Below are 19,282 nucleotides of genomic sequence, written 5' to 3'. Positions count from 1 at the left end.
AGCAAAACGAGGGAACTGAGCGCCGAAACCAGCCGGATCAAGCCCGTGACAGCGCCTGAAGACCCTTGAAGGTCAGGCGCTTGGGGTCGGTGACGCCGGCCATATAGAGCCGGCGGATGAAGGCGATGACGGCGTCGCGGTCGCAATCGGTCAGCGCCACGACGGCGTCGACCGCGATCTTCTGGGCTTCCATTGGGCTCACCTCGGCCTCGCGAGTAACCCGGCCGAGACAGCCTAGGACTCACCGGTTAATCCGGCGTTAACCGTTTGGGCAGGATGGCCGATTCAGCCTGGAGGCCCGAATACGCAGAACAACGTATTTGTGGTTGCAGCGCGGTACCGGTCCCAGCCGCTCAGCGCGCCCCAATGCTCACATGATGGCAGTGATCAGGAATACTGCATCACACCGTCGTCGATCCGGCCGAAGCGCAGCGAGACGATATCGAAGGCGTAGTTCTGGTAAAGCCGCCACGGCCGCTTCGAGCCTTGCTTCGGCATCTTAGCGACCGAGCGCTGCACATAGCCCGAGCTGAAATCGAGCGACGGCTGCGCGGTGATGGTCGGATCGTCATTGTGCGGCATGCACTGCCGGAAATTATGCCGGTCCATGTAGTTGATCAGCCGGCAGACATATTCGCAGGTGAGATCGCATTTCAGCGTCCAGGACGCATTGGTATAGCCGAAGGCCGAGGCCATGTTCGGCACGTCGGCATACATCATCCCCTTGTAGGTCAGCGTGTTGGCGAAATCGACGGCGCGGCCGTCGACGCTGACCTCGAGCCCGCCGACGACTTGCAGCACCAGACCGGTGGCGGTGACGACGATGTCCGCCTCCAGCTCGCGACCGTCCTTGAGGCGGATTCCCCTCTGCGTGAACGTATCGATCTCGTTGGTCACGACCGCGGCGCGCTGTTCGCGGATGGCTTTGAACAGATCGCCATCCGGCACGAGGCACAGCCGCTGATCCCATGGATTGTAGCGCGGCGTAAAATGCGTCGCGACATCGTAATCGGGACCGAGCGCCGTCTGCACGCCCTTGAGGATCAGGTCCTTGACCTTGGCGGGCTTGCGCCGGCTGAGCTGGAAGAAAAACATTCCCCACAGCACGTTGCGCCAGCGGATGACGTGATAGGCAAGCCGCGTCGGCAGGTTGCGGCGCAATTTGTTGGCGACGGGATCCTGCGCGGGCCGCGACACCACATAGGTCGGCGAACGCTGGAGCATTGTCACCTGCGCCGCCTTCTTGGCGAGCTCTGGCACCAGCGTGACCGCGGTCGCGCCGGAGCCGATTACGACCACGCGCTTGCCCGAATAGTCGATGTCATCGGTCCATTTTTGCGGATGCACGATGCAACCGGCGAAATCCTCAGCGCCCTTGAACTCCGGCGTGTAGCCAGCTTCGTATTTGTAGTAGCCGGCGCACATGAACAGGAAATTGCAGGTCAAGCGCACGAACTCGGTTGCGCCATCACCGGCAATGCGCTCGGCCTCGACGGTCCAGCGCGCCTCGCTCGTCGACCACGCCGCGCGCCTGACGCGGTGGCGGAAGCGGATGTGCTTCTCGATATCGTTCTCGGCCGCGGTCTCGCGCACGTAGTTCAGGATCTGCGCGCCGTCGGCGATCGCTTTCGGATCGGTCCACGGCTTGAAGGAATAGCCCAGCGTGAACATGTCGCTGTCGGAGCGGATACCGGGATAGCGAAACAGATCCCAGGTGCCGCCGATGCAATCGCGGCCCTCGACAATGACGTAGCTCTTCGTCGGGCACTTGCTCTGCAAGTGATAACCCGCGCCGATACCGGACAGGCCGGCACCGACGATCAGCACGTCGAAATGGTCTTGGGACATGATTTTCTCCGCCGTCGAGGATTGTCCGACCGGCGGCAGCGCCCGTCAACTAGCAATCGGCTCCGGCCACACGCGCACGCAGACGTGTGCGCCGCCGCCAAACAACGAAGCCCCGGATCGCTCCGGGGCCTCGCGTCGATGATTCATGTAATCAGCGGATCAATAGCGGTAGTGATCCGACTTGTACGGACCTTCCTGCTTCACGCCGATGTAGTCGGCCTGGTCCTTGCGCAGCTCGGTGAGCTTGACGCCGATCTTGGCGAGGTGCAGCCGGGCCACCTTCTCGTCCAGCGACTTCGGCAGCACGTAGACTTCCTTCTTGTATTTGCCGTCCTTGTTGTTGGCGAAGAGTTCGATCTGCGCCAGCGTCTGGTTGGTGAAGGAGGCCGACATCACGAAGGACGGATGGCCCATCGCGTTGCCGAGGTTCACGAGGCGGCCTTCCGACAGCAGGATGATACGGTGCTTGTCGGGGAATTCGATCTCGTCGACCTGCGGCTTGATGTTGGTCCACTTCAGGTTACGCAGACCCGCGATCTGGATCTCGTTGTCGAAGTGGCCGATGTTGCAGACGATGGCGCGATCCTTCATCGCACGCATGTGCTCGATGGTGATGATGTCCTTGTTGCCGGTCGCAGTGACGAAGATGTCGGCGCGCGGCGCGGCGTCTTCCATGGTCACGACTTCGTAGCCTTCCATCGCCGCCTGGAGCGCGCAGATCGGATCGACTTCAGAAACCATCACGCGGCAGCCGGCCTGGCGCAGCGAGGCGGCCGAACCCTTGCCGACGTCGCCGAAGCCCGCGACCATCGCCACCTTGCCCGACATCATCACGTCGGTGCCGCGGCGGATGCCGTCGACCAGCGATTCACGGCAGCCATAGAGGTTGTCGAACTTCGACTTGGTGACGCTGTCGTTGACGTTGATGGCTGGCCACAGCAGCGTACCGGCCTTCTGCATGTCATAGAGACGATGCACGCCCGTGGTGGTCTCTTCGGAAACGCCCTTGATGCTCTTGGCGATCTCGGCGAAGTAGCCCTTCGGCTTTTCCTTGAGCTGCTTCTTCAGAAGCGCGAAGAAGACTTCCTCTTCTTCCGAACCCGGCTTGTCCAGGAACTTGGTGTCGCCGTTCTCGGCGCGCAGACCGAGATGGACGTACATGGTGGCGTCGCCGCCGTCGTCGAGGATCATGTTGGGGTGACCGCCGCCGTGCCAGTCGAACAGCTTGGCGGTGTAGTCCCAGTATTCGGTAAGGCTCTCACCCTTGACGGCGAACACCGGAATCCCGGCGGCCGCGATCGCGGCGGCGGCGTGATCCTGCGTCGAATAGATGTTGCAGGAGACCCAGCGGATGTCGGCGCCGAGCGCTGCCAGCGTCTCGATCAGCACGCCGGTCTGGATCGTCATGTGCAGCGAGCCGGCGATGCGCGCGCCCTTCAGCGGCTGCTTCGGGCCATACTCCTCGCGGGTGGCCATCAGGCCGGGCATCTCGGTCTCGGCCAGCGAGAGCTCCTTGCGGCCGAAATCGGCGAGCGAAATATCCTTGACGATGTAATCGGTGAAGCCGGGCTTCGCGTTCATGTCTGTTTCCTAGTCGGTGGGTCTGGCGTGTCAGTAACGAAGCAAACGAAGCGCCTTGCGGCACAGTCTTCTCCCTCTCCCCAATTCGTATGGGGAGAGGGCTGGGGGTGAGGGGCTCCATCCGCGCAACTCGGCCAGTGGAGAGTCCCCCTCACCGCCGCTTCGCGGCGACCTCTCCCCGCAAGCGGGGCGAGGTAAGAGCGTTTAGAGCGCGCGCTTGAGCGGCTCGACCAGGTCGGTCTTCTCCCAGGAGAAGCCGCCCTCGTTGTCGGGCGTGCGGCCGAAATGGCCGTAGGCCGAGGTGCGCGCGTAGATCGGGCGGTTGAGGTCGAGATGGCTGCGGATGCCGCGGGGAGTGAGGTCCATCGCCTGCGCCGCCGCCTTCTCGAGCTGGTCCTCCGACACCTTGCCGGTGCCGTGGGTGTCGATGTAGATCGAGAGCGGACGCGCCACGCCGATGGCGTAGGCGAGCTGCAGCGTGCAGCGGTCGGCGAGACCGGCGGCAACGATGTTCTTGGCGACGTAGCGCGCCGCATAGGCCGCGGAACGGTCAACCTTGGTCGGATCCTTGCCGGAGAACGCACCGCCGCCATGCGGAGCCGCGCCACCATAGGTGTCGACGATGATCTTGCGGCCGGTCAGGCCGGTGTCGCCGTCGGGACCGCCGATGTAAAACTTGCCGGTCGGGTTGATGTGCCAGATGGTCTTCGGCGTGATCCAGTCCTTCGGCAGCGCCTCGCGGACATACGGCTCGACGATGTCGCGGATCTGCTTGGACGAGATGTCCTCGACCAGATGCTGGTGCGACACCACGATCTCGCGCACGCCGACTGGCTTGCCGTTCTCGTACTGCACGGTGACCTGGCTCTTGGAGTCCGGACCGAGCACCTTTTCGCGGCCGGAGTGACGCGCTTCGGAGATCAGGCGTAGGATCTTGTGGGCGTAGAAGATCGGCGCCGGCATCAGATCCGGCGTCTCGTTGGTGGCGTAACCGAACATGATGCCCTGGTCGCCCGCGCCTTCTTCCTTAACCTCGCCCGGCTGAAGCGCATCGACGCCCTGCGCGATGTCGGCCGACTGCGGATGCAGGAGGATCTCGATATCAGCGGTGTTCCAGTGGAAACCGTCCTGCTCGTAGCCGATGTCCTTGATTGCGGCACGAACGACAGCTTCGATCTGCTCGTTGGTGACAGATGCGGGGCCGCGGGTCTCACCCGCGATCACCACCTTGTTGGTGGTCGCGAGCGTCTCGCAGGCGGCGCGGATGGCCCAGGGATCGATGCCAGCTTTGGGCCCTTCGCGATAGAACAGATCCACGATCTCATCGGAGATCCGGTCGCACACCTTGTCCGGATGGCCCTCGGACACGGACTCGCTGGTGAAGAGATAGGACGCGCGCATCAGTAACCCCTTGTTCCGCCACATCAGGGCGGGCGTTTGCGATGTTTACTCTCGGATGATGTCAATCACGCCGGCGCGAGATGACGTAGGATTCGTCAAGAAACCAGAGCCCGTTGTACTTTCGCAGCACGTCCCTGGCGGCATCCAGAGTACGGCCGTTTTGAGTCATATCTGCCAAACGGTCGTCCTCGATCTGGGCGACATACACCGCCGCATTCCACGCTGCAAAGGCCGTCGAGGTTCCGATGGTACCCGTCACCTCGTTGGGCAGCGCTTCCATATCATACCTGAAGATCGAGCGGTTATCCGCATAAACATTAAAGTTTAGGTCGCGGCCCAACGATCCGAGCTCATACTTAACGGCGCGCAATAGCTCATGACGGCTGACGGCGAAAGGATTTTCTCCAGGCCAGACGGCCTGGATCATTTCCATGCCGGGATCCTGGCCATGGGAGTGGATTCCGATCAGACGCCCCCCTGCCCGCAATGCCCGTGCCAGCGGTGCAATGATCCGCTTTGCCCTGAAATTGACCGAAGACAGGGCCCGGTATGGCTGGGATGCAATGACAAGGTCGAAATTCGCCTCGGCCTGTCCGGGGCGGGGAATGGTCGAATCCAGCAGAAATCTGTGGTCCTCGCGGTAGAGCACCAGCACGACCGGCCGCTCGTATAATGGCATGCCGGTACGCGGGCTGATCGCCGCGCGCCAATTCTGCTCCAGAAACGGCTTCAGCTCGGCAATCTGGGTCTCGAAATCGCCGGATGAGTCTCCCCGCAGCGGCACCTCGTGCCAGACGACGGCGGCAGCGGCCGCGGGCGAGGCCGGCGTGAGCCAGGGCGCCTCTGCATAGAGCATGTTGGTGAAGACGAACACCGAGGCCGGATGCTCGAACAGGCGGTCCGGCACCTTGTCCAGGGTCAGGCGCACGTCCTCGAGACTGAGCTCCTTGCCGGCGACATAGAACGGCATGTGCGGAAAGCGCTGGTGCATCGAGCGCAGCACCCGCGCCAGCACCGTGCCGTCGCCGACACCGGCGTCGAACACGCGCAGTGCCGGGGGCCGCGGATGGATGCTGGCGAGTTCGAGCGCCACGCGCTCGGCGACCACCCGCTTCTCGCTACAGGTGTGCACGAACAACAGATATTTCTGCCGGTTCTCGAAAAAGCGGAAATTGCCGCGCGGATCACGCTTCTCCGGCGGCACCTGAAGTCCCCGCGGCGGCGGCAGGCCGCCGGTCGTTGACGCGGCCATATAGGCCTGGATCCGGTCCAGCGTGTCGATGGTGATCCGCTTGCCCTCGCGCAAGCGATGCACCAGTTTCCCATCGTTCACCGCGCGCCGGCCAAACGTCGATTCCGCCATGTCCGCCTGACGGCAGAACTGGGTGATTTGGCTGAGGATTTCGTCGTTTTTCATCAGTGGGACGGGAGTGGGCAGAATGGGTGGGGACAGCCTCTTAGCAAATTCTGCCCACCAGGGAAATAGGGGACGAGATCCCTCCCCGCTGCGTTCCCGGGAACGGGAGCGATGAACCGTGGCTCTGTCCGGGGCAACCAACAAGAGCTCCTCCCTCTCACGGACCCCTGCCATGCGCCGCCTGCTCGTCGCGCTCTCGCTCCTCGTCGCAACCCTGTCGACCGCGCCGGCCCTGGCACAGGCACGCAACCAGCTCGGGCCGCTCTGCACCAGCGATACGGCGGCTGCGGACCAGATGGTCGACGCCTGCACCAAGATCATCGCGCTGAAGGTGTTCAAGGGCGAGCAGCTTGCGACGGTCTATTTCTGGCGCGCAGTCGGCTGGAACAAGAAGGGCGATTACGCAAAGGTCATCGCTGATGCCACCGAGGCGATCCGGCTCCAGCCGGGCCAGGCGGTCTACAATCTCAGGGGATCGGCCTATTACGATAAGGGCGACTACGACATTGCGATCGCCGATTTCGACGATGCGCTCAAGATCGGCCCGCCCAGCGGGACCATCTTCCACAACCGCGGCAACGCCTGGCGCGGCAAGGGCGACTACGCCAAGGCGATCGCCGATTACGACACGTCGATCAAGGCGGATCCGAAATCGGCGTTCTCGTTCCAGAACCGCGGCCTCTCGAAGGAGGCGCTGGGCGATCTCGACGGCGCGCTCGCCGACATCAACCAGGCGATCCGGCTCGACCCGACGCTGCCGCAACCGCTGATCAACCGCACCGCGATCTGGCGCGCCAGGGGCGATCTCGATCGCGCCATTGCCGACGGCAGCGAGGCGATCCGTCTTGCCAAGGAGAAGCCGCCGGTCAACATCATGACACCGCCGAACAGCGTGCTGATCTCGGGCTACACCCAACGCGCGCTGGCCTATGAGGCGAAAGGCGACTACGCGCGGGCGAGAGATGACTACAAGGCGACGCTGGCGATCATGGCTTCGGACGCCGGCAGCAAGTCCAACCAGGCGACGGCAAGGGTGCGCCTGTCGCTGCTGACCGATGCGAGCGCGCCGAGTCCGCGTGACGCTCCCTCTCCACCGACACAGCAGGCGGCCGTACCAGCCCCGCAGCAGATCGGCGCGGCACCAGCGCCCTCGCCCGCTCCGACTGCGCGTGGGACGCGCATGGCGCTGGTGATCGGCAACGGCGCCTATGCGCACGTCAAAGCGTTGCCCAATCCGCCGAACGATGCGCGCGCCGTTGCCATGAGCTTGCGCGACATCGGCTTCACCGTGTCCGAGGGAGTCGATCTCGACCGCGCGACGATGCAGAAGATGACGCGCGACTTCCTGCTTGGGGCGGCGCGAGCGCAGGTCGTCGTGGTGTATTATGCCGGGCACGGTGTTCAGGTCGACGGCCGCAACTATCTCATTCCCGTCGACGTCGAGCTCAAGCCGGGCACCGGCATGACCGAGTCGATGATCGACATGGACACGATCATGGCGGGGCTCGACGATCAGGTCCGCACCAACATCCTGATCTTCGACGCCTGCCGCAACAATCCGATGGCGCAACAGGTCGCAGCAGCCGGTAGCAGTCGCGGCATCGAAGGCACATCAGGCCTCGCCGCGCCGTCGAGCCTGGGCTCCGGCGCGATATTGGGTGCCGGCACGCTGATCGCCTTCGCCACAGCACCAGGCCAGGTCGCGCTCGACGGCGAAGGCGCCAACTCCCCGTTCTCCGCAGCGCTGTCCCGCCACATCGGCACGCCGGGCCTGGAAGTGCAGCAGATGCTGACGCGCGTGCGAGCGGAAGTGGTCTCGACGACGAAGAACAAGCAGGTGCCGTGGTCGAACTCGTCGCTGCTGGGCGAGGTTTACCTGGCGGAGAAGTGAGGGGGCGCTTGGGCGCTGCGTATCAGAAGCGTCGCTCGACGCGCCACACACTCAACTGTCATCGCCCGGCTTTGACCGGGCGATCCAGTATTCCAGAGAGGGCGAGAGGTACGGAGAAGCTGCGGCGTACTGGATTCCCCGCCTGCGCGGGGAATGACAGCGAGCTAGCGGGGACCTACTGGCCCCACACTTCCTTCGCGATCTCGACCGCCAGGCTCAGCTTGGCCCATTGCTCTTCCTCGGAGAGGATGTTGCCCTCTTCGGTCGACGCGAAGCCGCATTGCGGGGAGAGCGCGAGCTGCTCCAGCGGGACGAACTTGGCGGCTTCTTCCAGACGGCGCTTGATGGCGTCCTTGCTCTCGAGCTCGCCGAACTTGGAGGTGATGACGCCGACCACGACGACCTTGTTGCCCTTGGGCAGGAAGCGCAACGGCTCGAAGCCACCGGCGCGATCGCTGTCGTATTCCAGGAAGTAGCCGTCGTAATTGGTGCCGGCGAGCATGGTCTCGGCCACGGGCTCGTAACCGCCGGAGGAAATCCAGGTCGAGCGGAAATTGCCGCGACAGACATGCGTCGTCACGACCATATCCGCAGGCTTCTCGGCGAGCGCGTAGTTGATGATGCGCGCGTAGATCTGCTGGAGGCCTTCCGGATTGTCGCCGCGCTCACGCGCCTTCTGAAGTTCGTCCTGCGAGCAGAGATAGGCCCACACGGTATCGTCGAACTGGAGATAGCGGCAGCCGGCATCGTAGAACGCCTTAACGGCTTTCCGGTAGGTCTTGCCGAGGTCTTCGTAGAAGGCGTCGAGATCGGGATAGACGTCCTTGGAGATCGCCTTGCGGCCGCCGCGGAAGTGCAGCACCGCCGGCGAGGGGATCGTCATCTTGGCGGTGACGTGGGCCTGGTCGGCGCATTTTTTCAGGAAACGGAAGTGATCCAGCATCGGATGATCGTCGGGGAAGTCGAGCTTGCCGATCACACGCACCGCATCGTGACGGGTCTGCACGCCCGCGAACTGGATGCCGGTCTCGGGGTGGAACAGCTCACAGCCGGTGAGCTTCGCCAGGAAATCGAAATGCCACCAGGAGCGACGGAATTCGCCGTCGGTCGCGAGCTTCAACCCGAGCGAGGCCTGCTTGTGCACGACCTTCTCGATCTCCATGTCCTCGATCTTGCGCAGATCGTCGGCCGAGATATCGCCCTTCTCGAGCCGGCTGCGGGCTTCCTTGATCTTGGCCGGACGCAGGAGGCTGCCGACCTCGTCGGCGCGGAAGGGGGCTTTGGTTCGCTGCATTCTTGTCTCTCCCGAAGTTCTAGTGGGCCGCCGCCCCTGAGACGCCGAGGTGGCGCTCGAGGACCGACGGGTCGGCCTTCAGCGCGGCGCTCGGGGCGTCGTGGACGATCGTTCCGCGCTCCAATATCACAACACGGTCGGCCAGCCCCAGAATCTTTTGGGCATTCTGCTCGACGATGATGGAGCAGATGCCGCCGGCCCGGGTGATAGTGCCGATCGCCTTCAACAATTCCTCCACGATGATGGGCGCAAGGCCCTCAGTCGGCTCGTCCAGCAGCAGGACCTTCGGATTGAGGGTCAGCGCGCGTCCGATCGCCAGCATCTGCTGCTCGCCGCCCGAGAGCTGGTTGCCGAAGTTGCTGCGCCGCTCCTTCAGCCGCGGGAACATCTCGTAGACCCGCTCGACCGTCCAGGGGCCGGCTTGCGCCACCGCGGTCATGTTCTCCTCGACCGTGAGGGAGCGGAAGATGTTGCGCTCCTGCGGCACCCAGCCGATGCCGGCCCGCGCCCGCTGGTCGGGCCGCAGACTCGTGACGTCAGTGCCGGCGAGCACGACCGAGCCCGAGAAGCGGCGGGTGACGCCAACAATCGAGTTGATCAGCGTGGTCTTGCCGGTGCCGTTGCGTCCCAACAGCGCCAGCACCTGTCCCTCGGCGAGACGCAGGGACATGTTGGGCAGCACCACCGCCTCGCCATAGCCGGCGCGAAGCGCGTCGATCGCGAGCAGGTCAGACATTGACCGCCTCCTCGCCGAGATAGACGGCCTTGACCTGCGGATCGCGCGCGACCTGCTCGGGTGGGCCCTCCGTGAGCAGCGCGCCCGAGACCAGCACCGAGATGCGGTCGGCAAAGGAGAACACGAGGTCCATGTCGTGCTCGATCAGCAGCACGGTGACATCGCGCGGCAGGCTGCCGACCACGGCGAGAATATCGTGGCGCTCGCTCTCGGGCACGCCGGCGGCGGGCTCATCCAGCAGCAGCACGCGCGGCTTGGCCGCGATCGCGACCGCGATCTCGAGCAGGCGCTGCTTGCCGTAAGGCAGCGTCACCGTCTGCTCGTTCATGACGTCGAGCAGATGGAAACGCGTGAGGAGATCGGCGATCTCGCCGTTGACGTCGCCGCGCGTGCCCATCCGCCGCCACCAGTCGCCGCCATGGCCGAGACGTTCGGAAACCGCGAGACCGATGGTCTCGAGCGGGGTCAGGTCGGGATAGAGCTGGTTGATCTGGAAGGTGCGCGACAGGCCGCGCAGCACGCGCTTGTGCACGGGAAGGTCAGTGATGTCCTGGCCTTCGAGCAGGATGCGCCCACTATTCGGCTTGAGCACGCCGGTGAGCTGGTTGATGACGGTGGTCTTGCCGGCGCCGTTCGGGCCGATGAGCGCATGACGTGCGCCCTGCTCGATCTTCAGCGACAGGTCGCGGGTGACGCGCAGCCCACCGAACTGCTTTTCGAGATTCTGGGTTTCGAGCGCGATGGTCATGCGTCGCTCTCCGGCACGGCGACGACGGCCCTGCGGCCAGCGACCTGCCTGATGACCAGGTTGGGTAGGTACAGCGCCCAGCGGTGCAGGCGCTGGCGGCCGACCAGCACTATCACGACCAGCACGAGGCCGATCCAGAACTGCCAATATTGCGGCGTGATGGTGGAGAACAATTCCTGGAGCATGCGGAACAACACCGCGCCGATCAGCCCGCCATAGAGATAGCCGGTGCCGCCGATGACGAGCACGAGCATCAAGTCAGCGGAGCGCTCGAAGGCAAACACGTCGAGCGACGCGATCGCCGTGGTCTGGGTGAACAGCGCTCCGGCGATGCCGGCATAGAACGCCGCGAGCGTATAGATCGCGATCAGGCGGCGATTGACGGGAATGCCGATCGCGGCGGCGCGCAGCGGATTGTTCTTGATCGCGCGCAACGACAGGCCGAACGGCGAGTGCACGATGCGGCGGGCGAGCAGGAACAGGACAAACAGCACGGCGAGCGAATAGAAGAAGCCGGCCTTGCCGAACATGTCGAACGGAATTTGGCCGAAGATCGGCTGCATCTCGATGCCTTGCAGGCCGTCGGTGCCGCCGGTGATACCCGAGAAGCGCTCGGCGAGCGCCTCCAGCAGCAGTGCGATGCCGAGCGTCACCATCAGCCGCGTCAGGTCGACGCCGCGGATCACCAGAAAGCTCGTGGCGAAACCGAGCACCATCGCGGCCAGCCCGGCGACGATCAGCGCCAGCACGGGCTCGTTGACGATGCCGTGCAAGGCGAGAAGGCCCGCGGCATACGCCCCGACGCCGAAGAACGCGGCATGGCCGAGCGAGACGATGCCGGCATAACCGAGGATGAGATCGAGCGACATCGCAAACAGCGCCAGCCGCAGGATGTCGGTCATGATCAGGTAGCGCGTGGGAAATGCGAAACCGCAGGCCAGCACGATGAGCCAGAACGCGGCCTCGCCATAGTGCCAGCGTGCCTGGCGCTGGGCGTGAGAACCGACATCGGAAGCAGCGCTCATCGGCGAACTCAACGCGCGGCCGTGCGGCCGAAAAGGCCGTTCGGGCGCCAGATCAGGATCACGATCATCATGGTGTAGATCACGAAGGGGCCCATCTTCGGCACGTAATATTTGCCGGCGACGTCGCCGATGCCGAGCAGCAGTGAGGCGAGGAACGGTCCGGTGATCGAGGACGAGCCGCCGACCGTGACCACGATCAGGAAGTAGATCATGAACTTCAGCGGGAAATACGGATCCAGCCCGAGGATCTCGGCGCTGAGCGCACCGCCGAGACCGGCGAGCCCACATCCAAACGCGAATGTGAAGGCGAACACCTGCGGCACGTTGATGCCGAGACCGCTGGCGGCACGGGGATCATCGACCGCGGCGCGCAGGCGGCTGCCGAAACGGGTCTTGGCCAGCACCATCTGGAGCGCGATGGTGAGGAGGCCGCAGATCACGATGATCATCAGCCGATAGCGGCCGATGCCGACGCCGAACAGGTCGAACTGGCCCTGAAGCGCGGCCGGCAGATTGATGAAGACCCGCGACGATCCCTGGATGTAGTCGACGGCTGCGACGGACATGAAGGTCAAGCCGATCGTGAACAGAACCTGGTCGAGATGGCTGCGCGCATAGAGATGACGGTAGAGCAGCCGTTCGAGCACGATGCCGATCAGTGCTGCCGAGACGAAGGCGAGCGGCAGCGCGGCGAAGAACGGCCAGCCCATCCGGTTGACCAAGACCATGCAGACATAGCCGCCGGCCATGGCGAAGGCGCCATGGGCGAGATTGACGAAGTTCATCAGCCCGAGCGTGACCGCGAGCCCGCAGGCCAGCACGAACAGCAGCATGCCGTACGCAACGCCATCGAACAGGTTGGTGAGGATTGAGGTCATTGTCGGTCGAAAATCATCTCATGTGTAGCCAAATGTCGTGCTGCGCTCCCTCCCCCGCTTGCGGGGGAGGGCTGGGGAGAGGGTGCCTCAACAACGAAGACTCCCCCAGAGGAGAGAGCCCTCACCCGGCGCTTTGCGCCGACCTCTCCCGCAAGCGGGAGAGGTGAGCAGAGACGGCTCCCGGGATGACGCACGTTCGGCGTCATTTCTTGGTCTTGCCGAGATCCTTGACGGCCTCGAAGGTCTGGAACTCGACGTTGTAGAGTTCGCCGTCGACCTTTTCGACCTTGCGGATGTAGACGTTCTGGATGATATCGCGCGTCTCCGGATCGATCGAGATCGGGCCGCGCGGGCTCTCCCACTTCTGGCCCTTCATGGCTTCGACCAGCTTGGTGCCGTCGGTGTCGCCATTGGTCTTCTTGAGCGCCTCGTAGATCAGGTGGATGCCGTCATAGCCGCTCACCGCCATGAAGCCGGGACGCGTGCCGAACGCCTTCTTGTAGGCGGCGACGAAGTCCTTGTTCATCTGCGAGGGATGCGCCGCCGAGTAGATGTGCGCGGTCACGGTGCCGAGCACGGCGTCGCCCATGTTGTTGAGGAGATCGTCGTCGGTGACATCGCCCGGTCCGATCACCTTGATGCCGGCCTTGTCGAGACCGCGCTCGGCATACTGCTTCATGAAATTGCCGCCTTGGCCGGCCGGCACGAAGACGAAGATCGCGTCCGGCTTGGCATCCTTCATGCGCTGGAGGAACGGCGCGAAGTCCGGATTGGCAAGCGGCGTCTTGACCTCTTCGACCACCTCGCCGCCGCCAGCGGTGAAATGCTCCTTGAAGAAGTTGAGCGCGTCATTGCCTGGCGCGTAGTCCGAGGTCAGCGTCGCGACCTTCTTGATGCCGTTCTTCACCGCCCAGTCGCCGATGATGGTCGAGGACTGCGCCAGCGTGAAGCTGGTGCGCACGATATAGGGCGAGCGCTCGGTGATGATGGAGGTGCCGGCCGCCATCACGACTTCCGGAATCTTGGCCTGGGTTGCGAGCGGAGCAGCCGCGAGCGCGGCCGGCGTGACGCCGAAACCGGCGATGAAATTGACTTTATCGTTGACGATCAGTTCCTGCGCGGCGGTCTTGGTCTTGTCCGGAATCGCCGCGTCGTCCTTGAGGATGATCTCGACCTTCTTGCCCGCGACAGTGTCGCCCTTCTGCTGCATATAGAGCTTGATCGCGTTCTCGATCTGCTTGCCGGTCGAGGCCTGGCCGCCGGTCATCGGCAGGATCAGACCGACCTTGACGGTATCCTCAGCCTCGGCGGGCGCGGCGGCCGCGAGGCCCGCGACAACCGCAACGGCTGCGATCATTGAAAGCGGCTTGCGTTCGAACATCAGACGTCCCTCCCCTTCATTCCTGTCCTCTTGTGTGCCGGACCGAGTGCCCGATCCTTGGCCTCACTCTAGCTCACGCGCGAGTGATGTCGCGCGCCACATGGCGTCCTTGGTGCCGTCCTTGTCAATCGGACGTTTGGCGACCATTCGGCGCAAGCCGAGCGTCCCGATTTCCAACGGCAAGAAGCCATGTCGCGGTTGTGTCGAGGTGACCCACGCCCTCGTGCTCGACCCTCGTCCTCGACCCTCGCCATTCATTTGTACGATTGTACAAATGAAATGGACCTGTCAACGAAAAAGCCCTCGCCGATCAAGCCATCTTGTCGCGAGGCTTTGCCGAAAAGTCGGTGCCGCAGTCTAGAAGCGCGATGGGCAGCGGGGATGGAGGATTCCGTCTTTCTTTTGCAGAATTTGGACATCGCAAAAGCCGCATTGACCATAGCTCGGTAGCTTATTACCTACCTCGAATAAGTCTATTTTACCTTGTTGAAAGCTACTGTCCCGGCACCAGCCTGACCTCTGGCGTCTAACCAGACCGAACCCGCGTGCCGACATAATGCCGAAGTCCCTCCGTTCCCTCCTGATCCTCCCCGCGCTCGCCGTGGGGCTGTCCGGCTGCGGCACCGTCAACGAAAAACTCTCGGCAGGCATGGGCGACTACGTCCCGCAATGGGCCGGCGGCTTGCCGGCGGACGCTCCGCCGAGACCAGGCACACCGCAATACGACGCCTACATGAGAGAGCGCGAGCGCAAGCGGCTGCTGCCGGCCGCCGATCGCGAGAAGGAAGAGCAGGCGCAGAAGGGCTCGACGGGCTCCACGTCAGGCGACGCGGTGCACTGAGCCACACGCCGTCATTCCGGAGCGCCTCGAAGAGGCGAACCCGAATCTCGAGATTTCTCAGGTGCGCAATTGCGCACCATAGCTCGATGCTGACGCATCGCGCCGGAATGACGGTGCCTAATCCATGAACACCACGGTCTTGCGGCCATTGGGAATGACGCGGTCGTCGAGGTGGTAGCGGATTGCCCGGGCGAGCACGCGGCGCTCGATGTCGCGGCCTTTGCGCACGAGATCTTCCGGCGTGTCGCGATGGCTGATGCGCTCGACGTCCTGGTCGATGATCGGACCCTCGTCGAGGTCGCGGGTGACGTAATGGGCGGTGGCGCCGATCAGCTTGACCCCGCGCTCGTGGGCCTGGTGATAGGGTTTTGCGCCCTTGAAACCCGGCAGGAACGAGTGGTGGATGTTGATGCAGCGGCCGGACAATTTTGCCGACAGGTCGTCGGACAAAATCTGCATGTAGCGGGCGAGCACCACGAGATCGGTGCCGGTCTCGGCGACCAGATCCAGGATCCGCCCCTCCTGCTCGCGCTTGGTCTCCTTGGTCACCGGCAGATAGTGGAACGGGATGGTACCGAAATCCAGCCCGGCATAAACCTCGCGCGGATGGTTGGAGACGATCGCGGCCAAGGTCATCGGCAGCTCACCCGTACGCCAACGGTAGAGGATGTCGACGAGGCAGTGGTCGGACTTCGACACCAGCAGCATCACCTTGCGATGCGCGGCGCGGTCGCGCATCTGCCATTCCATGCCGAAACGCTCGGCGATCGCGGCAAAGCCGGTCTGGAGCGCTGCAAGCTCCACCGCGAGATCGGCCGCCGTGAACACCACGCGCATGAAGAACTTCTTGCTCTCGACGTCGTCGAACTGTTGGGCGTCGAGAATGTTCTGTCCGTTGTGGGCGAGAAACGTCGAGACCGCCGAGACGATGCCGGGGCGATCCGGACAGGACAGGGTCAGGACATACTGATGATCAGGCATGGCTGTTGAAAAATAGCTCTTGATGAAGGTTTGGGCAAAGACCGCGGAACACCCGCGATTTGCGCCCTGCTCTAGCACCGACGCGACCCTTGCGCCAATCCCGGCGACCGAGTCAGGATGAACCGACGATTGCGATCGACTGACCGGAGCACACCAATGGCCGACCGCTTGAACGGCTACTGCATCCTGATCCTGGAAACGCGCGAGGAGGCGCAGTTTTCGAAACTTCTGGCCGAACAGGGCGCCGAGGTCGTGCAGTGCCCGATGTTCACCATCCATGACGCGCCGGACCCGGCCCCTGTCGAAGCCTGGATTCGCCGCGCCATCGACAAGCCCTTTGACGATCTCGTGCTGATGACCGGCGAAGGCCTGCGGCGGATGATGAAGCTCGCGCGCGCGTGCGGGATCGACCAGGCTTTTGTCGCCGCACTCGCCAAATCGCGAAAATTCACCCGCGGCCCGAAGCCTGGCAAGGCACTGCGCGAGATCGGACTTGAGGCACAGCAGACCACGGAGAAGCCGACCACCGAAGGCGTGATCGAGATGCTGGGCAAGCTCGAACTGAAGGGCCGGCGTCTCGGCCTCCAGCTCTATCCAGACAAGGACCACAGCGCGTTGATCGGGGCGCTCTCGGCGCAAGGTGCCGAGGTCGATACCGTGCTGCCGTACGTTTACGATCCGAAGGCGGCGGACACCAACGTAGTCGCCGCAATCGACGACATGGCGGAGGGACGGATCGATTGCATCGCGCTCACCAATCTCGGCCAGGTCCGCCGCCTGATCGATACATCGAAAGCGCATGGCAGCGAGGGGAAGTTACGCGAAGGATTGGAGCGGACGCTGATTGCGTCGGTCGGGCCTGCAGTCTCGGGCGAACTCGCCGCGCACGGCTTGCGTGCCGACATCTTGCCGGTGGAAGATCACTATTTCATGCGGCCGCTGATCTCGGCGATGGCGGCGGCACTCGCGGAGAAGCGTCCCCCGCGAGCGACGTAAGTCTCCTATCCGCGCATCACACGGTACACGTTGGCGTTTCCTTCAACTCCGCGAAGGGGCGCGTCGAACGCTGCGATTGTATGCCCGGACAGGAGATCGCTCACTCCAGGCGCCGAATACAGCGCCTCGGAGATACAAATTTCACCAGCGTCCGCCAGCGACTGGACACGCGCGGCCACATTTACGGTCTGGCCGAAATAATCCAAATTGTCGTTCAGGGTTACAGCGATGGAGGGGCCGCAATGGGCTCCGATCTTCAGGATGATGCTCGGATCGCCATGCTCGGAATTGTAGCGCTCGATTTCCCCGAGTATGTCGAGCGCCGCCGAAACCGCGTCGGTCGGGCGAGAGAAGACAGCCATGACCGCATCGCCGATCGTCTTGACGATAGCCCCGGAATGTTCCTGGACGGTCGCGCCGAGTAACGCGAAATGTTCGCGGACCAGCGCGTAGGCATTGAGATCGCCAAGCCGTTCGTACATGGCGGTCGACCCTTTCAAATCCGTGAACAGCAAGGTCACCTGCCGGATACCCAGGCCCTCCCTTTCGTCCACGCGTTCTGACCGGAACAGCCGCCGAAACGTCTGTCTCGCGAGCAACATCCCGCCAGACATGTAGGGCTCGAAATCAAGCGGCGGCTTAGTCGCTTGAGCCAGAACTTCAGGCGGCCAGTTGATCAGGAGCAAGGAGCCTCGCATGGCTCCGCGATTCACCGTCTCGATAATCACGGGACCGGGCGGTACAGCGGCCAGAGAGGAGAAAAAGCGCTGCCCATCATATCCAATTCGCAAGATTGTCGGCGTGGTTGTCGGCTCGCCGGCCACCGCAACGACGAACGCAGCCTGGGTTTGGATATTGACCCCCGCCAGAGCGCCGGGACCGAGTTCGCAACGAATGGTCGTGGCGGAGCCTGGCGGCAAGAACGAAAGGCCGCGAACGAACACATGCAAATAGTCGAGAAATCGGATTTGCTGGCCTGGTATCCGCGCGCCATTCAGAAATCGAAGCTTCCAGTGGAAATCCTCGACCGAGAGGGAGTCAGGATCATGAAACGGAATCCGCCGAAGTTGGGGCGACACCGTAAACGTGACCTCTATGAAGTCGTCGAGATCGGTTTCACCACTGACGTCGCACAAACCACAGACATAGTGGGTTTTGAGCGTGCGCAAGGCGCCGAAGCTATCGAGCACCATGCCGGATTGGGGACAAACAACATCCCAGCTCATTTCGAATAACCCGCTTGTCGCTGCATAGAGAAACAGGTCTATGCTTTCCGGCTCCGCTATCGCGCGGTCACGCGCGAATGCCAGTGGATTGATGCGATAAAGCGATGAATCGTCACCGCTCCTGATGAGCGTCTCGAATTTGGAGATCACGCGGGGGCTCCAGGATCGGGCCCGCTCGATCTCGGTCATCTTGCTTTCGAGGAGCCTCTCCTGAATGTTGGTCATTGGTGCACTCAGGTCATTACGTTCGTGATGCCCAGGCGTGGTCGGGAAAGTGGCGGCTGCACCTCAAGCGCACAGGCCCCAGCCGTCTGCGGCAAGGGCAGCACGCCGACTGGGCGACCATGCTAGCCTGCCACCTGCGAGGCAGCAGACATCAACTCACCCGGGCTCGGCATCCCGAACATGCGCTGGCCGCCTTCGGGAACCTCGGTAAAGCTCCAGCGCACGACGCCTTCCCGATCGAGCAGGAATTGGCCGAACAGCTGGCCCTGGCCGGTTGCGGCCATGCGCTGATCGGCTTCCATCATCTCGTAGTTATCCTTCTTGTTGAGCTGCTCGGCAGCCGCCAAACGATTCATCGGCCCGGACAATTCTCCGGGAATGTCCACTTGCATGCTCATGACCACATCCATGCCCACCTTGCGCGGCCACTCGGTTTCCTTCTCCGTGAACTCGATATTGGGCAGGCCGAACGCGCGGTGCGAGACCCGCTCGGGATCGGAGGCGGCGAGCAGATTGGGCAACGGGTGATAACGGAAGTAGAGCCGCGCGCGATCGATCGGCGTATTGACGACCGTCAGACTTTCGATGCCCTTGTCGCGCAGAGCCGCGTCAAGCTGCGCCTGTGCCGCGATGTGGCGGCGACAGAACGGGCAGTGCAGACCTCGAAACAGGCCGACCAATATCGGACTTTGCCCGCGAAAATCCTCGAGCGCGACCTTCCCTTCGCGCGTGATGGCGTCCAGCACGATGTTCGGTGCACGATCACCGGGTTGCAGCGGTCCATCGACATGACGTTCTGACATGGTTGAACTC

Annotated in this window: 17 protein-coding genes; 3 read left to right on the top strand and 14 right to left on the bottom strand. The window is 63.3% G+C overall.

Annotated features, from left to right (window positions below):
- Positions 1–37 precede the first annotated feature (37 nt).
- From AC0L2O_RS19575 to AC0L2O_RS19555, 5 genes are all read right to left on the bottom strand, one after another.
- On the bottom strand, positions 38–193 hold the full coding sequence (locus AC0L2O_RS19575) for a hypothetical protein (protein ID WP_369722577.1): 156 nt from the start codon (positions 191–193) through the stop codon (positions 38–40).
- 194 nt (positions 194–387) lie between these two features.
- A complete protein-coding gene (locus tag AC0L2O_RS19570; RefSeq protein ID WP_473370852.1) occupies positions 388–1,848 on the bottom strand; it encodes a flavin-containing monooxygenase in 1,461 nt (486 codons plus the stop codon).
- Between the two features lie 159 nt (positions 1,849–2,007).
- Positions 2,008–3,429 carry an adenosylhomocysteinase gene (gene ahcY, locus AC0L2O_RS19565; RefSeq protein ID WP_369722575.1) on the bottom strand — a complete coding sequence of 474 codons (1,422 nt, stop codon included), beginning with the start codon at positions 3,427–3,429 and terminating at the stop codon, positions 2,008–2,010.
- A gap of 204 nt (positions 3,430–3,633) precedes the next feature.
- On the bottom strand, positions 3,634–4,830 hold the full coding sequence (metK, locus tag AC0L2O_RS19560; protein ID WP_409188010.1) for a methionine adenosyltransferase: 1,197 nt from the start codon (positions 4,828–4,830) through the stop codon (positions 3,634–3,636).
- A gap of 61 nt (positions 4,831–4,891) precedes the next feature.
- Complete coding sequence (locus AC0L2O_RS19555; protein ID WP_473370910.1) at positions 4,892–6,247, bottom strand: hypothetical protein; 1,356 nt, start codon at positions 6,245–6,247, stop codon at positions 4,892–4,894.
- A 172-nt stretch (positions 6,248–6,419) separates the two neighbouring features.
- Between AC0L2O_RS19555 and AC0L2O_RS19550 the strand changes: the two genes are divergently transcribed.
- Positions 6,420–8,138 (top strand): caspase family protein, encoded by a 1,719-nt coding sequence (locus tag AC0L2O_RS19550; protein WP_473370851.1) that lies wholly within the window; start codon positions 6,420–6,422, stop codon positions 8,136–8,138.
- Positions 8,139–8,313: 175 nt separating this feature from the next.
- Here AC0L2O_RS19550 and AC0L2O_RS19545 read toward each other — a convergent pair whose 3' ends face one another.
- The 6 genes from AC0L2O_RS19545 to AC0L2O_RS19520 form a co-directional block, all read right to left on the bottom strand.
- Positions 8,314–9,432: a cobalamin-independent methionine synthase II family protein gene (locus AC0L2O_RS19545; RefSeq protein ID WP_473370850.1), complete on the bottom strand. Its 1,119-nt coding sequence runs from the start codon at positions 9,430–9,432 to the stop codon at positions 8,314–8,316.
- Positions 9,433–9,451: 19 nt separating this feature from the next.
- A complete protein-coding gene (locus tag AC0L2O_RS19540; protein ID WP_369722572.1) occupies positions 9,452–10,168 on the bottom strand; it encodes an ABC transporter ATP-binding protein in 717 nt (238 codons plus the stop codon).
- Positions 10,161–10,916 (bottom strand): ABC transporter ATP-binding protein, encoded by a 756-nt coding sequence (locus tag AC0L2O_RS19535; RefSeq protein ID WP_369722570.1) that lies wholly within the window; start codon positions 10,914–10,916, stop codon positions 10,161–10,163. The genes AC0L2O_RS19540 and AC0L2O_RS19535 overlap by 8 nt, the downstream gene beginning before the upstream one ends.
- A complete protein-coding gene (locus tag AC0L2O_RS19530; protein WP_369722569.1) occupies positions 10,913–11,941 on the bottom strand; it encodes a branched-chain amino acid ABC transporter permease in 1,029 nt (342 codons plus the stop codon). The genes AC0L2O_RS19535 and AC0L2O_RS19530 overlap by 4 nt, the downstream gene beginning before the upstream one ends.
- Positions 11,942–11,949: 8 nt before the next feature.
- Positions 11,950–12,819 (bottom strand): branched-chain amino acid ABC transporter permease, encoded by an 870-nt coding sequence (locus AC0L2O_RS19525; RefSeq protein WP_369722568.1) that lies wholly within the window; start codon positions 12,817–12,819, stop codon positions 11,950–11,952.
- 202 nt (positions 12,820–13,021) lie between these two features.
- The gene (locus AC0L2O_RS19520; RefSeq protein ID WP_473370849.1) at positions 13,022–14,200 is read right to left on the bottom strand and encodes an ABC transporter substrate-binding protein; all 1,179 of its coding nucleotides are present in this window, start codon (positions 14,198–14,200) and stop codon (positions 13,022–13,024) included.
- Between the two features lie 556 nt (positions 14,201–14,756).
- Here AC0L2O_RS19520 and AC0L2O_RS19515 point away from each other — a divergent pair.
- Positions 14,757–15,041, top strand: coding sequence for a hypothetical protein (locus AC0L2O_RS19515; protein ID WP_473370848.1), 285 nt, complete (start codon positions 14,757–14,759; stop codon positions 15,039–15,041).
- Between the two features lie 117 nt (positions 15,042–15,158).
- Here the strand turns inward: AC0L2O_RS19515 and purU are convergent, their stop codons facing one another.
- The gene (purU, locus tag AC0L2O_RS19510) at positions 15,159–16,022 is read right to left on the bottom strand and encodes a formyltetrahydrofolate deformylase (RefSeq protein ID WP_473370847.1); all 864 of its coding nucleotides are present in this window, start codon (positions 16,020–16,022) and stop codon (positions 15,159–15,161) included.
- A gap of 156 nt (positions 16,023–16,178) precedes the next feature.
- Between purU and AC0L2O_RS19505 the strand changes: the two genes are divergently transcribed.
- Positions 16,179–17,018 carry a uroporphyrinogen-III synthase gene (locus AC0L2O_RS19505; protein WP_473370846.1) on the top strand — a complete coding sequence of 280 codons (840 nt, stop codon included), beginning with the start codon at positions 16,179–16,181 and terminating at the stop codon, positions 17,016–17,018.
- A gap of 5 nt (positions 17,019–17,023) precedes the next feature.
- On the opposite strand, the gene AC0L2O_RS19500 is transcribed toward AC0L2O_RS19505, so the two are convergent.
- Together AC0L2O_RS19500 and AC0L2O_RS19495 are read right to left on the bottom strand one after the other, a co-directional pair.
- Positions 17,024–18,469: a DUF5939 domain-containing protein gene (locus tag AC0L2O_RS19500; protein WP_473370845.1), complete on the bottom strand. Its 1,446-nt coding sequence runs from the start codon at positions 18,467–18,469 to the stop codon at positions 17,024–17,026.
- Positions 18,470–18,591: 122 nt separating this feature from the next.
- Positions 18,592–19,272 carry a redoxin domain-containing protein gene (locus tag AC0L2O_RS19495; protein ID WP_473370844.1) on the bottom strand — a complete coding sequence of 227 codons (681 nt, stop codon included), beginning with the start codon at positions 19,270–19,272 and terminating at the stop codon, positions 18,592–18,594.
- Positions 19,273–19,282: the final 10 nt, after the last annotated feature.

Source organism: Bradyrhizobium sp. Kon10 (assembly GCF_055807395.1).
Note: the sequence above shows the minus strand (reverse complement) of the source record. Positions and strands in the feature narration are given on the sequence as shown.